We start from the raw sequence: 13,721 nt of genomic DNA on the forward strand, positions 1-13,721 counted from the left end.
CATCGGCCAGAATGTTGACACCCCGAAGCATCCGGTCGCGGGCATCCGTGTTGAACTTGACTTCTTTCGCAGCCATTTGATTCTCCTGAATTTATCGGTGAAGGACGCGGATCAGGCGATGACGCCCAGGATGTCGCTTTCCTTCATGATCAGCAGCTCTTCGCCGTCGATCGTGACTTCGGTGCCGGACCATTTGCCGAACAGCACGCGGTCGCCCGCCTTGACCGACGGCGCGATCAGTTCGCCCGAATCCTTGCGCGCGCCTTCGCCGGTCGAGATGACCTCGCCCTCGGCGGGCTTTTCCTTGGCGCTGTCGGGAATGATCAGCCCGCCCTTGGTCTTTTCGTCCGACTGGACGCGGCGGACCAGAACGCGGTCATGCAGCGGTTTGAATGCCATAAGGGAACACTCCGGGTTTCAGGTTGCAGTGTTGCGTTGTTGGCACTCATCGGCATTGAGTGCCAATGGCGCTGATCTATGGCAAGGCGCCGGTCCTGTCAACGCCGGGTTGTCGCTAAAATGTGTCCCGGCCCGGCTGGTCACGACGACGGGCGTGTGCCAGCCTTGCCGCGGGCAAGAACGGGGAAAGATCGGATGCGCATGGTTCTGGCGGCAATCCTGGCGCTGTGGGCGGGGGCGGCCCCCGCATCCGAATGCGCGGGCACGAACCTGCTCGAGACCATGCCACCCGACCGGCGGGCCCTGATCGACGCGGCGGTGGCGGACGTTCCCTTTCACCAGGGACTTTTGTGGCGGGCCAGCAAGGGCGGCCAGTCGATGACGCTGGTGGGCACCTATCATTTCGGCGACCCGCGTCATGATCCGATGCTGGCCCGGCTGGAGCCGCTTATCGCCGAAGCCGCCGCCGTCCTGGTCGAGGCGGGTCCGGCCGAGGAGCGCAAGCTGACCGAGGCGCTGTCATCGGACCCCACGCTGATGGTCGATCCGACGGGACCAACCCTGCCCGAACGGTTGAGCGACAAGGACTGGCGGCTGCTGTCGATGGCGATGGCGGAACGCGGCACGCCCGCCGTCGTCACCTCGAAGCTGCGGCCCTGGTACGTGGCGATGATGCTGGGGATCAGCCCCTGCATGATGGAGCAGGTGGCGAAAACCGGCGCGCAGGGCCTGGATCACCGCCTGGTCGAACGGGCCGAGGCGCTGGACGTTCCCGTCCGCGCGCTGGAGCCATGGGACACGGTGTTCACCCTGTTCCGCGACCTGACGCCCCAGCAGGAGATCGAGATGATCCGCACCGCCTTGCCCGCCGCCGCCTATGCCGACGATTACGCCGTGACGCTGACGGACGCCTATTTCGCGGGCGACATCTGGGCGATCTGGGAATTCGGGCGCTTCGACGCTTATCGCACGTCCGGGCTGACGCGCGCGCAGGTCGACGCGCAGATGCGGCTTGCGCAGGAGCAGCTGATGGACAAGCGCAACCGGGCCTGGATCGGTCCGCTGACCCAGGCCGCCCGGGACGCGGCCCGACAGGGCAAGGGCATCGTCGCGGGTTTCGGCGCGCTGCACCTGCCGGGCGAGGAGGGCGTGCTGCGCCTGCTGGAACGCGACGGCTGGGCGATCGAGCGGCTGGACGGCTAGCGCCCGCCCAGGACCGACAGCGCCTGCGCCTGCCCGCCCTTGACAAAGGTGATGCGGCTGTCGCCGATGTCGGTGATGGTGCCGCCGTTGATCTTGTCGCCAAGCCGCAGGGTCAGGACGCGGCCGTTCGACAGGCGCACAAGGGCGCGGCTGGCCTTGCCCGCGCCGATGGTGCCGATGATCTGGGTGCGGTTGATCTGGATGCCGTCCTTGACGGTGGCGGCGACGCCCGCCGTTGTCGGCGTGCGGCCGTCGGGAACGGCGGCGGCGACCTCGGGTTCGTCCTCGGCCTCGGGCGGGGCATAGCGTTGCTGGCGGGCGGCGGCGGCGCGCGCCTCGGCCTCGGCCAGGGCGCGGGCGCGGGCTTCGGCGGCGGCGCGGGCCTGCGCCTCGGCTGCGGCGTCCCAGTCGGCGCGGGCGCGGGCGCGGGCCTGGGCCTGGGCCTGCAACTCGGCATCCTGGCGGCGCTGTTCGGCAAGGGCCGCGTCCTCGGACTGGGCCTGGGCTGCGGCGCGAAGGTCGTCGGGCGTGGGGGCCAGGGGGGCGGCCGCGACAGCGGCGGCCACGGCGGCGGCGCCCGCCCCGGCCGCGCGGCGGGGCGGAAGGGCGGATGAACGAAGCGCCGTCAAAGCGACGGCGCCTGGCAGGGACGAGCTTTCGGATACGGCCGCGGCGACCGCCTGGTTGATGGCGCCGCTGGACAGGCTGGCATTGCCGGGGCCGGGATCGCCGCGCGCCGCCCTGCGCGATTCCCCAGGGCGTGCGGCAGGGCGCGCCGAGCGGCCCAGTCCCGCCGCGAACGCCGCGGGGCGATCCGCGTCCGCGACCGCGGCGGCCACGGCATCCTGGACCGCGCGCTTGGAAGGCGCGTTGACCGACACCGGCTTGCGGGTCGGGCGGGCATCGGCCAGGCGGACAACCGCCCCGCGTTCGGCCTGCGACAGCCCCGATGCCCCCGCCTGGGCCGTGCGCAGGTCGCGCAGCAGATCCGTCAGGGCCTGTTCCTCGGCACGGGTCAGGCGGGTGCGCTGGCCTTCCTCGGACCGGCTGCCTTCCTCCAGGCTGCCCTGGGGTTCGGGGCGCGCGGGCGGACGGGCCGACCCGGCTGCGGGCTGCGAGGCGCGCGCGGGCGCGGCCTTGGGCGCGGCAGCGGGGGCGCGGGGGGCGGCGGCCACGGCGGGACGTTCGGGCGGGCGGGCCGTTTTCAGCCGCGCGGGTTCTTGGCGCGCGCGTTCCGCGTAGGGCCGCGGGTTCGCGGGCACCGCAGGGCGGGCATCGGTCCGCGCCGGGGCCGAGGCGCGCACGGGCGCGACGCGCGGCGGCCGGGACGAGCTTGCCAGCTGCTGACGCGCCGGAACAACCGCGGGCGGCGTGGCAGCGGGTGCAGCCGGAACCTCGGCCGCAGGGGCGGGCTGCGCCGGACCGGCGGGGGTTGCCGCCCTTGGGCGCGGCGCCTCGGCCAGGTCGCGGGCCAGGGTCGCGGCGCTGATCGGGGTTTGCGGAGCCGCCGGTTCCGGGCGGTTCATCGCCTCGGCCAGGGCCCGGCTCAGCGCGTCGCCGCCCTGCGCGGCGGGCGTCGGCTGCTGCGGCTGCGCGGGCGCGGGAAGGGGCCGTGACGCCGTGGCCGTGCCTGCCGTCGCGGCCTCCTGCTGCCCGGGCGCAGGAGAGGCAAGGGCCGGTGGGGGTGCCGTCGGCTGCTGCGTGGCGGCGGACGGCGTTGCCCCAGCCTCCGACGCGCGCGCCGGAGGCGCTTCGGCGGTTTCGCCGGGCGCGGCGGGCAGCGGCGCGACGGGTTCGGGCGCGGCAGGTTCGGGCGCGGCAGGTTCGGGCGCGGCGGGTTCGGGCGCGGCGGGCTCGGGCGCGGCGGGTTCGGGCGCCGCGACGGCCACGTCGGCCGGCGCGGAAGCCGGCGCGGTGTCCGCCGGCTGCGGGGCGGGGGCGGGCGCGGCGATCTCGGCCGGGGGCACGGCCTCGCCCGAGGGTTTGGCGCCGAAGAAGGCCAGCACCGCCACAAGGCCCAGAACCAGCAGGCCCATCATCACCGGCAGGCGGCCGGGATCCAGTCGCCGCAGGCGGGCCAGCGCGGACAAGGCGGGCGGCCCGGTTTCCTCGGGCGCGGCGGCGCGGACCGCGCGGGCCTGGCGGGCGCAGTCATGCACGGCCTGCGCGCGCGGCGGCAGGACGCGCGGCGCGGCGGGCGTCTTGGGGTCGCCGTGCCGGATCACCTCGGCCACGGCCGCGGAGCTTGGCGCCGCCGGGGCAGCGGCCCGGGCGGAGGCGGCGTCCCCGACGGGTTGCGCGGAAACGGGCCGCGCATCGGCCCGGGGCAGCGCCAGATGGGGCACGATGCGGGTGATCACCGGGGCGGCGGCGGGCGCGGGCGCCGGATCGGCCACGACCGGATCCGTCACGCGCGCGCCCAGCAGGTCGGGTTCGCTGAAGGGCATGCGGACAAAGCGGTCGTCGGCCAGCCGGCTGGGCCCGAAATCGGGCTGGCCGTCGAAGCGCGCGTCATCGGGCCGCGCCACGAAGCCCGAAGGGCGGAAGCCCTGGGCGCGGGCGAAATCCTCGGCCTCCTCCAGGGTGCGGCGGGCCACGGCGGCGATGCGCAGCGTCTCGATGTCGCCGTTGTCCGAGGGACACCAGTCGAAGGCCAGTTCGTCCGCCCGATAGGGCGTCATCGCCTCGAGTGCGCGGGCGACGGCCTTGGGCGTGTCCGAACCCACCGGAACCGTCAGCGTGGTATACAGGATCTGGTCGTCGGGAATGACCACCACCGTGTCCAGATCCCCCGGCGCCACCCCCGCCTGGTCGCGCAGCGCCGCCAGCCGGGCCGTCATTTCCCGCCCGGCAAAGGGGGCCTGTCCCAGGGGCCGCCAGCCGAAGCCGTCGCGATGTTCAAGCAGAACCGCCTCGGGCGTGAAGCTCATGGCGAATTCGGGCGGCGCGATATGTCTGTTCATGGTGGATCACTGCTCGGATACGATCGCGTGTTGCGGGTCCGCGATTTGATGGGATTGCGCCAGATCTACCGGAAATTGCGCGGTGGGGAAAGCGAATCTGGCGCGGCCGTGAACAGAATTGCCTTGAACCGCCCGGCCCGCCCCGGTGTTAGCTGGGCAACGGGATTTTCCGCAGAAAGGACAAAACCATGACAAAGGTTCCGCGCAAGCTGGTCCGGGCCGCCTTGGCCGCATCGACGGCCTTCGCGCTTGCCGCGCCCGCCCAGGCGGCCCCCGCAAAGGGCGGCCATCACATGTGCCATCCCGGCCTGTCGCGCCTGACCGTCACGGGCGAGGGCGAGGCCCGCGTGGCCCCCGACCTCGCGACGATCCAGCTTGGCGTGACCACGCAGGCCGCCAGCGCGGCCGAGGCGATGCGCCAGAACTCGACGCAGCAGACAGCCGTGATCGAGGCCCTGGCCGGAGCGGGGATCGAGGGGGCCGATGTCCAGACCTCGGGGCTGAACCTCAATCCGGTCATGGACTATGCCGAAGGGCGCGCGCCGACCGTCACGGGCTATCAGGCCACAAACATGGTCGCGGTGCGCGTCCGCGACGTGGCCCGCCTGGGCGAGGTTCTGGACGCCATCGTCGCCGCCGGCGCGAACGAGATCAACGGCATCGGCTTCACCCGCGACGACAGCAGCGGCTCGGAAGACGAGGCCCGCCGCGCCGCGGTCCGGGACGCCCGCCACAAGGCCGAGATCCTGGCCGAGGCCGCGGGCCTGACGCTGGGCCCCGTGCTGGTGCTGCGCGACACGCCCGCGCCGCAAGGCCCCCGCCCCATGATGATGGAGGCCCGCGGCGCGGCTGACGCCGCCAAGGTGCCGATCGCCGCCGGAGAGGTCGCCATGACCGCCACCGTCGAGATGCAGTTCGCCTTGTCGGGCCAGGATTGCGGACCGATGAGCGGCGAGGGCGGCCGGGATCGCGGTCGCGGCGAGGGCCGCGGGCATGACAAAGGCGCCGGTCCCGAAGGCGCCGGTCCCGAGAGCGCCCCCGGCCGGGATGACGCCTCCGGCCAGGCCGTCCTGCCCCCCGACCATCCGCCCGTGCCGGGCATGGAAACCCCGGCCCCCGAGGGCGGTCCCGCCGCCCCCGTTCCCGGCAGCGACCCCGCCGCCCCGCCGCCGGGCGACCTGCCGCCGCCCCTGGGCACCGATACCGGCGCGCCCGAACCGGGCGAGCCTGTCGTGCCGGGGGCCGATGCGCCCACGGCCCCGCCGCCCGCCAACTGACCGGAAAGGGGGCTTCGGGCCCCCTTTTTCTCACGCGACCGCGGCCGCCAGCGCCTGGTCCAGGTCGGCGATCAGGTCGGCCGGATCCTCGATCCCGATGGACAGGCGCAGCAGGTCTGGCGCGGCGCCCGCGGCGCGCTGCTGGTCCTCGGTCAGCTGCCGGTGGGTGGTGGAGGCCGAATGGATCACCAGCGACCGCGCGTCGCCCAGGTTGGCCACATGGCTGAACAGCTTCAGCGCGCCCACCACCCTGACCGCCGCGTCATAGCCGCCCTTGACCGCAACGGTGAACAGCGCCCCCGCGCCCTTCGGGTAAAGCCGCCGCGCCGTTTCGTTCCAGGGCGACGAGGCGAGTCCCGCATAGGTGACGGCGGTCACGCGGGGGTCGCTTTCCAGCCATTCCGCAACCTTCCGGGCGTTGTCCACGTGGCGCGCCATGCGCAGGCCCAGGGTCTCGATCCCCATCAGCGTGTAATGCGCGCCCTGCGGGTTCATGGTCATGCCGAGGTCGCGCAGGCCGATGGCGATGGAATGAAAGGTGAAGGCCGCCGGGCCGAAGGTTTCGTGGAACCGCAGCCCGTGATAAGCGGGCTCGGGGTCCGACAGGCTGGGAAACTTGCCGGATGCCGACCAGTCGAACGCGCCGCTGTCCACGACCGCGCCACCCGTGACGGTGCCGTTGCCGGTCATGTACTTGGTCAGGCTGTGGACAACCAGGGTCGCGCCCATCTCGATGGGGCGGCACAGGTAGGGCGTGGCCAGCGTGTTGTCCACGATCAGCGGGATGCCTGCGGCCTTCGCGATCTCGGCCACCGCCGGGATGTCGGTGACATAGCCGCCCGGATTGCTGATCGATTCGCAGAACACCGCGCGGGTGTCGTCGTCGATGGCTCCGCGCAGGGCGTCCAGGTCGTCGAAATCGACGAACTTCGCCGACCAGCCGAACCGCCTGATGGTGTGGCTGAACTGCGTCACCGTGCCGCCGTAAAGCCGGGTCGAGGCAACGATGTTGCGCCCCGGCGCCATCAAGGGAAACAGCGCCATGATCTGCGCCGCATGGCCCGACGAACAGCAGACCGCGCCCGCGCCGCCTTCCAGCGCGGCAATCCGGTTCTGCAACGCGCCCACGGTCGGGTTTGTCAGGCGGGAATAGATGTAGCCCACCTCTTGCAGCCCGAACAGGCGCGCGGCGTGGTCGGCGTTCTTGAAGACATAGGATGTCGTTTGATAGATCGGCACCTGCCGCGCGCCGGTCGCGGGATCGGGCGCGGTGCCCGCGTGAACGGCTGTCGTGTCAAAGCCCTGGGTCATGTCGTTCTCCTCTGATGCTGCGCAGAAGGTCACGACCGGCCCCCCTTTTCAATTCCGAAATCGGGCTTGTCCCCGCCGTTGCCTGCGCCATCATGCGGGCCATTCCGCAAAAGGACCGGACCATGCGCATGATCGACCTCGGCAGTTGGAACAGCATCCTGTCGACGGTGATCGGGATCGCGCTGTTCGCGCTGATCGGCATCGGCATCCGCGTGCTGGTGATGTTCACCGTCCAGCAGCGGCGCGAGAGGATGAACCGCCAGATCAACGAACGGCTGCGCGTGCTGATCGCCGCCTACAAGGTGCTGGGCGGATCCTTCACCGGCGATCTGGCGGTGGACCCCGCCCACCTGCGCGACCTGCGCCGGCGCGCGGCCGAAGGCGCGGACCTTCCCGAAGGGTCCGAGCGCAACCGCCGCATCCGCGACGCGGTGGAAGGCGCGCTGTCCGACATCCTGCTCTTGGGAACCGAGACCCATGTCCGCCTGGCCGAACGCGCCGCCCGCGACCTGGTGGAGGGCCGGCCCGTCCATACCGGCGAACTGGTCCGGTCCCTGCGCGACTTCATCCGCCAGGCCCTAAACCTGGACCCCGTGCCCGCGAACCTTGCCATTCCGCCCCAAGGTCCGACCCGACCCGCCCCCGGCGGCGGCAAGACGCGCGAAGAGGGCCGGTCCCGCAGCGGCGGCGGCGGAGGCGGGGGCGGCGGCGGAGGCGGGGGCGGCGCGGGAATGGGCATCGGCCTGGGCGCGGGCCGCGCCGCCGACGATCCGGCCAGCGGACCCGGCTCCGCGTCCTAGGAAGGGCCGCCTATCGCTGCCGCCGCGCCATGAAGGCCAGCTTTTCGAACAGCGCCACGTCCCCTTCGTTCTTCAGCAGCGCGCCATGCAGGCGGGGCAGCATCGTGTGGGGATCGCGGCGCAGATCCTCGGGCGCCAGATCCTCGGCCAGGATCAGCTTCAGCCAGTCCAGAAGCTCGCTGGTCGAGGGCTTCTTCTTCAGGCCCGGCGTTTCGCGCAGTTCGAAGAACCGCGTCAGCGCCTGATCCAGCAAGCCGCGCTTCAGGCCGGGGTAATGCACGTCCACGATGGCGCGCAGCGTGTCGGCGTCGGGAAAGCGGATGTAATGGAAAAAGCACCGCCGCAAAAACGCGTCCGGCAACTCCTTTTCGTTGTTCGAGGTGATGATGACCACCGGCCTGTGCGCGGCCCGGATCGTTTCGCCCGTCTCGTAAACGTGAAACTCCATCCGGTCGAGCTCTTGCAGCAGATCGTTCGGAAACTCGATGTCGGCCTTGTCGATCTCGTCGATCAGCAGAACGGTCTTTCCTGGCGCCGCGAAGGCCTGCCACAGCTTGCCCCGGCGGATGTAATTGCCGACGTCATGGACCCGCGCGTCGCCCAGCTGGCTGTCGCGCAACCGGGACACGGCGTCGTATTCATACAATCCCTGCTGGGCTTTGGTGGTTGATTTCACATGCCATTCGATGATCGGCAGGTTCAGGCTGCCGGCCACCTGCCGGGCCAGTTCGGTTTTGCCGGTTCCCGGTTCGCCCTTGACCAGCAGGGGACGCTCCAGCGTCACGGCGGCATTGACCGCGATCGCCAGGTCGGGCGGGGCGACGTATCGGTCGGTGCCGGTGAACTGCATGAAACTCTCCTTTCAGGTGAACCGGTTGTGACGGAACAACGCATGGTGTCGCTTGTCATTCAACCTTGATCGTTTCGCCTTTTGACAAGAAGCACGTCATACTTTAAGGGGGCGCGCAAGGGTGCCGGTACGCGTTCCAGCCCGGCTCCGCCGGAGAGGATTTATGAAAGCCCAGACCTTCCTGCCCCAGGACTATCGTCCCGCCGAGGATGAGCCCTTCATGAACGACCGGCAGCTTGAATATTTCCGACGCAAGCTGGAAGCCTGGAAGCAGGAGCTGCTGGACCAGTCCGCCGAAACGCTGGAAGGATTGCAGGACAGCGCCCGCTCTGTCCCCGACCTGGCCGACCGCGCGTCCGAGGAAACCGACCGCGCGCTCGAGTTGCGCACCCGCGACCGCCAGCGCAAGCTGGTCAGCAAGATCGACGCGGCCCTGCGCCGGATCGAGACGGGCGAATACGGCTATTGCGAGATGACGGGCGAGCCGATCAGCCTCAAGCGTCTGGACGCGCGACCCATCGCCACCATGACGCTGGAAGCGCAGGAACGCCACGAACGGCGCGAACGGGTCCACCGCGACGATTGATCTTGCGATGCCCGGGGCATTGCAGTCGCGGCCCGTCATTGTCGTCGGCGGCGGTGTCGCGGGACTGACCGCGGCCATTGCCCTGCGCCGGCGCGGCGCCGATGTCGCCGTCCTGGAACGCGCGCCCGCGCTTGCCGAGGTGGGGGCGGGCTTGCAGCTTTCGCCCAACGCCATGCGGGTTCTGGATGCCCTTGGCCTTGGCACGGCCCTTGACGCGGTGTCGCTGCCAAGCCGCGCCGTGCGGCTGCGCGACGCCTCGGGGGCCGAGGTGGCACGGCTGGATCTGGCCCGCCACCGCCCCGGCGCGCGGTTCCGCCTGATCCACCGCGCCCGCCTGATCGAGGTGCTGGAACAGGCCGCGCGCGGCGCGGGCATCCCTGTCCGCCTGGGCCATGCCGTCGAAACGCCGCCCGAGGCTCTCCTGCTGATCGGCGCTGACGGGCTGCACAGCCGCATCCGCACGGCGCTGAACGGGCGCGAGGTGCCCTTCTTCACCGGCCAGACCGCCTGGCGTGCCGTTATCCCCGATCGCGATGCGACGCCCGAGGCGCAGGTCTTCATGGGCGCGGGCCGCCATCTGGTCAGCTATCCGCTGGCAGGGGGCCTGCGCAACATCGTGGCCGTTCTGGAAACCCGCGACTGGCAGGACGAGGGCTGGTCGCGCCCCGACGACCCCGCCAACCTGCGCGCGGCCTTTGCAGGCTTCGGCGGCCCGGTGCCGGACTGGTTGGCCGTCGTGGACCAGGTTCATGTCTGGGGCCTGTTCCGGCACGAGGTCGCCGGCCGCTGGCAGGACGGCCGCAGCGCGATCCTGGGTGACGCGGCCCATCCGACGCTGCCCTTCATGGCGCAGGGCGCCTGCATGGCGATCGAGGACGCCTGGACCCTGGCCGCCTGCCTGGACGCGACCCCCGACCAGGAAGCCGCGCTGTCCCGCTATCAGAACCTGCGCAAGCCGCGCACGGCGCGCATTGTCGCCGCCGCAAACCAAAACGCGCGCAATTATCACCTGACGGGCCCCAGGCGCCTTGCGGCCCATACCGCGCTGCGCCTCGGCGGCCGCATCGCGCCAGGCGCGATCCTGTCACGCTTCGACTGGATCTATGACTTCGATCCGGTCGCGGAAACGCCCTGACACTTTCACCTTTGCGGAAATATCCCACAGGGGGTCCGGGGGACGTGAAGTCCCCCGGCGCGCGCCGCCTCAGGCCGCCTTTTCCACCGCCGCGACGATCCCGTCCACGACCTCGCGCAGCACCGCCTCGTTCTCGGCCTCGGCCATGACGCGGATCAGGGGCTCGGTTCCCGACTTGCGGATCAGCACGCGGCCGGTTCCGGCCAGGCGCGCCTCGGCATCGGCGATGACGGCGCGGACTGCGGCGGCCGACAGGGGATCGGCGCCCGCGGCGTAACGCACGTTTTTCAGCATCTGCGGCACGGGGTCGAACTGGGCGGCCAGGGTGCTGGCCGTCTGGCCGGTATCCGCCATGGCCGCCAGAACCTGCATGGCGGCGATCAGCCCGTCGCCGGTGGTGGCATAGTCGGTCATCACGATGTGGCCCGACTGCTCGCCCCCCAGGTTGAAGCCGCCTTCCCGCATCCGTTCGACCACATAGCGGTCGCCCACCCGGGTGCGCTCCAGCCGCAGTCCGCGGCCAGACAGGAAATGCTCCAGCCCCAGGTTCGACATCACGGTCGCCACCAGGGCGTTGCCCCGCAGCCGCCCCTGCTCGGCCCAGCGGGCGGCCATCAGCGCCATGATCTGGTCGCCGTCGGCCACGCGGCCCTTTTCGTCGATAATGATGACCCGGTCCGCGTCGCCGTCCAGGCTGATGCCCAGATGCGCGCCATGGGCCAGGACCGCTTGCGCGCAGGCCTCGGGATGGGTCGAGCCGACGCCCGCGTTGATGTTGCGCCCGTCGGGATCGACGCCGATGGAGATCACCTCGGCGCCCAGTTCCCACAGCACGTCGGGCGCGGCGCGATAGGCCGCGCCGTTGGCGCAGTCGATCACCACGCGCAAGCCGTCCAGACGCTGGCCCGCCGGAAAGGTCGTCTTGGCATATTCGACATATCGGCCGCGCCCGTCGTCGATCCGCCTGGCGCGGCCAATATTGGCGGGTTGGGCGGGAACGATCTCTCCGGCGACGATGCTCTCGATGGCGGCCTCGGCCTCGTCTGACAGCTTGAAGCCGTCGGGGCCGAAGAACTTGATGCCGTTGTCCTCGGCCGGGTTGTGGCTGGCCGAGATCATGATGCCGACATCCGCCCGCATCGACCGGGTCAGAAAGCCCACGGCGGGCGTCGGCACCGGGCCCAGCAGCAGCACGTTCATGCCGGTGCTGGTCAGCCCCGCCGTCAGCGCGTTTTCCAGCATGTAGCCCGACAGGCGGGTGTCCTTGCCGATCACCACGCGATGCACGCTGTCATGCCTGTCGCGCCGGAAATACCGGCCGGCGGCGGCGCCAAGGCGCAGCGCCATCTCGGCCGTCATGGGGTATGTGTTGGCGCGGCCGCGAACGCCGTCGGTGCCGAACAAGCCTTTGCTCATCTATTCTGCCTTTTCGTTGTCGTTGACGGCCTGCCACAGCCGCAGCCCTTGAACCAGACCGCGCACATCGTGGACGCGGTGAACCTGCACCCCCTGCGCCACCGCCCCAAGCGTCAGCGCAAGCGTCCCGGGGGCGCGGTCGGCGGGGTTGTCCGCGCCGCCGATCGTTCCGATGAACCGCTTGCGCGAGACGCCCAGAAGGATCGCGCAGCCAAGCCCATGATACAGCGAAATCCGCCGCAGGATGGCAAGATTATGCGCCTGCGTCTTGCCGAAGCCGATGCCCGGATCGACAAGGATGCGCGCGCGCGGAATGCCTGCGGCCTCGGCCCGGCGGACGCGGGCGTCGAGCGCGTCGTAAACATCCAGCAGCACGTCCTCATAGCGCGGATCGTTCTGCATCGTCGCGGGCAGGCCCCGGGCGTGCATCAGGCAGACCGGCACCCGCGCGTCCGCGACCAGGGGGGCCAGGGCCGGGTCGAAATCGAAGCCTGACACATCGTTGACCATCGCCGCCCCGGCCTCCAGCGCGGCCTGCGCCACGGAAGCCTTGCGCGTATCGACGGAAACCGGCGCCTTGCCGGACAGCGCGCGGATCGCGGGGATGATGCGGGCGATCTCGTCGGCGGCAGGCACTTCGGCCGCGCCCGGCCGGGTCGATTCGCCGCCGATGTCCAGAATGTCGGCGCCTTCGCGGATCAGTTGCCGGCTATGGGCGGCGGGATCATAAAGTCCGCCGTCCGAAAAGCTGTCGGGCGTGGCGTTCACGATGCCCATGACGCGGGGGCGGTCCAGCGACAGGCCGGCCAAGCGGGGCCGGGGGGCGGTCAGGCGGCGCAGAACATCCGCCGGGATGTCGTCGCAGATCCGGGGCGGGCGGCCGCGCTCCAGGATCTCGGCCTGGGAAAAGCGCGTCCAGCCGCCCGCCAGGGCGTGGCGGCCATGGGGAACGGGAACGGGGCGGAAATAAAGCGTCATTGCGCGATTCCCGCGATCCGACCGACGGCAAGCCCGCCGGGCGGGGCGGGCGGGGGTGCGGATGCCGCGAAATCCACGCGATCCGCCGACAGGCGCGCGGCCAGCCAGAAGGCCAGGGCGGGGGCCTCGGCGGCGGTCGCGGGGGTCTCGACGGCCAGCCGCGCGGGCGCCCAGACCACCGGGCGTTCATGCCTGATGGCGGCGTCGAGCTCGGTCCGCGTCTCGGCGACCTCGACCCCCAGGCTCGATGCCAGGATCCAGGCGGCCTGGTCGAACCCCAGCAGGGCGATGCGCCGGGCGTCGCCGCCTTGCGGCAAGGGTCGGACCGGGGCGGCAGGCAGCAGGATCACCGCGCCGGGCGGCAGCGCGGCGGGCTGGCCCACGACGATCCGAACCGGCAGGTGCCGGCGGGCCACCGTCACCCGGCCCGCATCGCGGCTGATCGTGATGCCCAGGGCGCCGGGCACCCGGTCCAGCTTTTCCACGCGGACCTCGATCCGGGCGGCGCGGGGATCGGCCAGCACCTCGGCGGCGATGCGTTCGGCCAGCGTCTCGACCAGGTTGTAGCGTCCCTCGGCCAAGGCGGCATCGACCGCTTGGACCAGCACGTCATAGGACAGGATCCGGTCCACATGGTCGTCGCCCGCGTCCACGGGATCGCGCAGATCGACCGTCAGGTTGAAGCGCAGGCGCTGCACGTGGCCGCGTTCGGACTGGAATGCGCCGATCTCGGTCTGGATCACGTGGTCGCGCAGGTGGATGCGGTCGGGCTGGCTCATGCCCGGTTATTCACAGCAAATCCC

The 13,721-nt window shown here is 71.2% G+C and carries 12 protein-coding genes; 5 read left to right on the top strand and 7 right to left on the bottom strand.

Annotation, left to right across the window (positions count from 1 at the left end):
* Positions 1 to 111: 111 nt before the first annotated feature.
* Entirely contained in the window at positions 112 to 399 is a 288-nt protein-coding gene (locus tag ACFOM8_RS12855) for a co-chaperone GroES (protein WP_167622607.1), read from the bottom strand.
* Positions 400 to 594: 195 nt separating this feature from the next.
* Here ACFOM8_RS12855 and ACFOM8_RS12860 point away from each other — a divergent pair, with 195 nt between their 5' ends.
* On the top strand, positions 595 to 1,602 hold the full coding sequence (locus tag ACFOM8_RS12860; protein WP_377761932.1) for a TraB/GumN family protein: 1,008 nt from the start codon (positions 595 to 597) through the stop codon (positions 1,600 to 1,602).
* Here ACFOM8_RS12860 and ACFOM8_RS12865 read toward each other — a convergent pair.
* Positions 1,599 to 4,565, bottom strand: a complete 2,967-nt coding sequence (locus ACFOM8_RS12865) for a hypothetical protein (protein ID WP_377761933.1) — start codon at positions 4,563 to 4,565, stop codon at positions 1,599 to 1,601. The two genes, ACFOM8_RS12860 and ACFOM8_RS12865, sit on opposite strands and share 4 nt — an antisense overlap.
* Before the next feature lie 188 nt (positions 4,566 to 4,753).
* Here ACFOM8_RS12865 and ACFOM8_RS12870 point away from each other — a divergent pair, with 188 nt between their 5' ends.
* On the top strand, positions 4,754 to 5,842 hold the full coding sequence (locus ACFOM8_RS12870) for an SIMPL domain-containing protein (RefSeq protein ID WP_377761934.1): 1,089 nt from the start codon (positions 4,754 to 4,756) through the stop codon (positions 5,840 to 5,842).
* Between the two features lie 30 nt (positions 5,843 to 5,872).
* Here the strand turns inward: ACFOM8_RS12870 and ACFOM8_RS12875 are convergent, their stop codons facing one another.
* On the bottom strand, positions 5,873 to 7,153 hold the full coding sequence (locus ACFOM8_RS12875) for an O-acetylhomoserine aminocarboxypropyltransferase/cysteine synthase family protein (protein WP_377761936.1): 1,281 nt from the start codon (positions 7,151 to 7,153) through the stop codon (positions 5,873 to 5,875).
* 122 nt (positions 7,154 to 7,275) lie between these two features.
* Between ACFOM8_RS12875 and ACFOM8_RS12880 the strand changes: the two genes are divergently transcribed.
* Complete coding sequence (locus ACFOM8_RS12880) at positions 7,276 to 7,953, top strand: hypothetical protein (RefSeq protein WP_377761938.1); 678 nt, start codon at positions 7,276 to 7,278, stop codon at positions 7,951 to 7,953.
* Positions 7,954 to 7,963: 10 nt separating this feature from the next.
* On the opposite strand, the gene ACFOM8_RS12885 is transcribed toward ACFOM8_RS12880, so the two are convergent.
* A complete protein-coding gene (locus ACFOM8_RS12885; RefSeq protein ID WP_377761940.1) occupies positions 7,964 to 8,803 on the bottom strand; it encodes an AAA family ATPase in 840 nt (279 codons plus the stop codon).
* 163 nt (positions 8,804 to 8,966) lie between these two features.
* Between ACFOM8_RS12885 and dksA the strand changes: the two genes are divergently transcribed.
* Both dksA and ACFOM8_RS12895 read left to right on the top strand, forming a co-directional pair.
* Positions 8,967 to 9,389, top strand: a complete 423-nt coding sequence (dksA, locus tag ACFOM8_RS12890) for an RNA polymerase-binding protein DksA (RefSeq protein ID WP_126155835.1) — start codon at positions 8,967 to 8,969, stop codon at positions 9,387 to 9,389.
* A 7-nt stretch (positions 9,390 to 9,396) separates the two neighbouring features.
* On the top strand, positions 9,397 to 10,524 hold the full coding sequence (locus tag ACFOM8_RS12895; RefSeq protein WP_377761941.1) for an FAD-dependent oxidoreductase: 1,128 nt from the start codon (positions 9,397 to 9,399) through the stop codon (positions 10,522 to 10,524).
* A gap of 69 nt (positions 10,525 to 10,593) precedes the next feature.
* Here the strand turns inward: ACFOM8_RS12895 and glmM are convergent, their stop codons facing one another.
* Genes glmM through ACFOM8_RS12910 form a run of 3 tightly spaced genes read right to left on the bottom strand, consistent with a single transcriptional unit; the run spans position 10,594 to position 13,697 of the window.
* The gene (glmM, locus tag ACFOM8_RS12900) at positions 10,594 to 11,940 is read right to left on the bottom strand and encodes a phosphoglucosamine mutase (RefSeq protein WP_377761943.1); all 1,347 of its coding nucleotides are present in this window, start codon (positions 11,938 to 11,940) and stop codon (positions 10,594 to 10,596) included.
* Positions 11,941 to 12,918 (bottom strand): dihydropteroate synthase, encoded by a 978-nt coding sequence (gene folP, locus ACFOM8_RS12905; protein ID WP_377761944.1) that lies wholly within the window; start codon positions 12,916 to 12,918, stop codon positions 11,941 to 11,943. It lies immediately after the preceding gene.
* Complete coding sequence (locus tag ACFOM8_RS12910; protein WP_377761946.1) at positions 12,915 to 13,697, bottom strand: dihydroneopterin aldolase; 783 nt, start codon at positions 13,695 to 13,697, stop codon at positions 12,915 to 12,917. The genes folP and ACFOM8_RS12910 overlap by 4 nt, the downstream gene beginning before the upstream one ends.
* Positions 13,698 to 13,721 lie beyond the last annotated feature (24 nt).

This window comes from Paracoccus angustae (assembly GCF_042648745.1).
GTDB lineage: Bacteria > Pseudomonadota > Alphaproteobacteria > Rhodobacterales > Rhodobacteraceae > Paracoccus > Paracoccus angustae.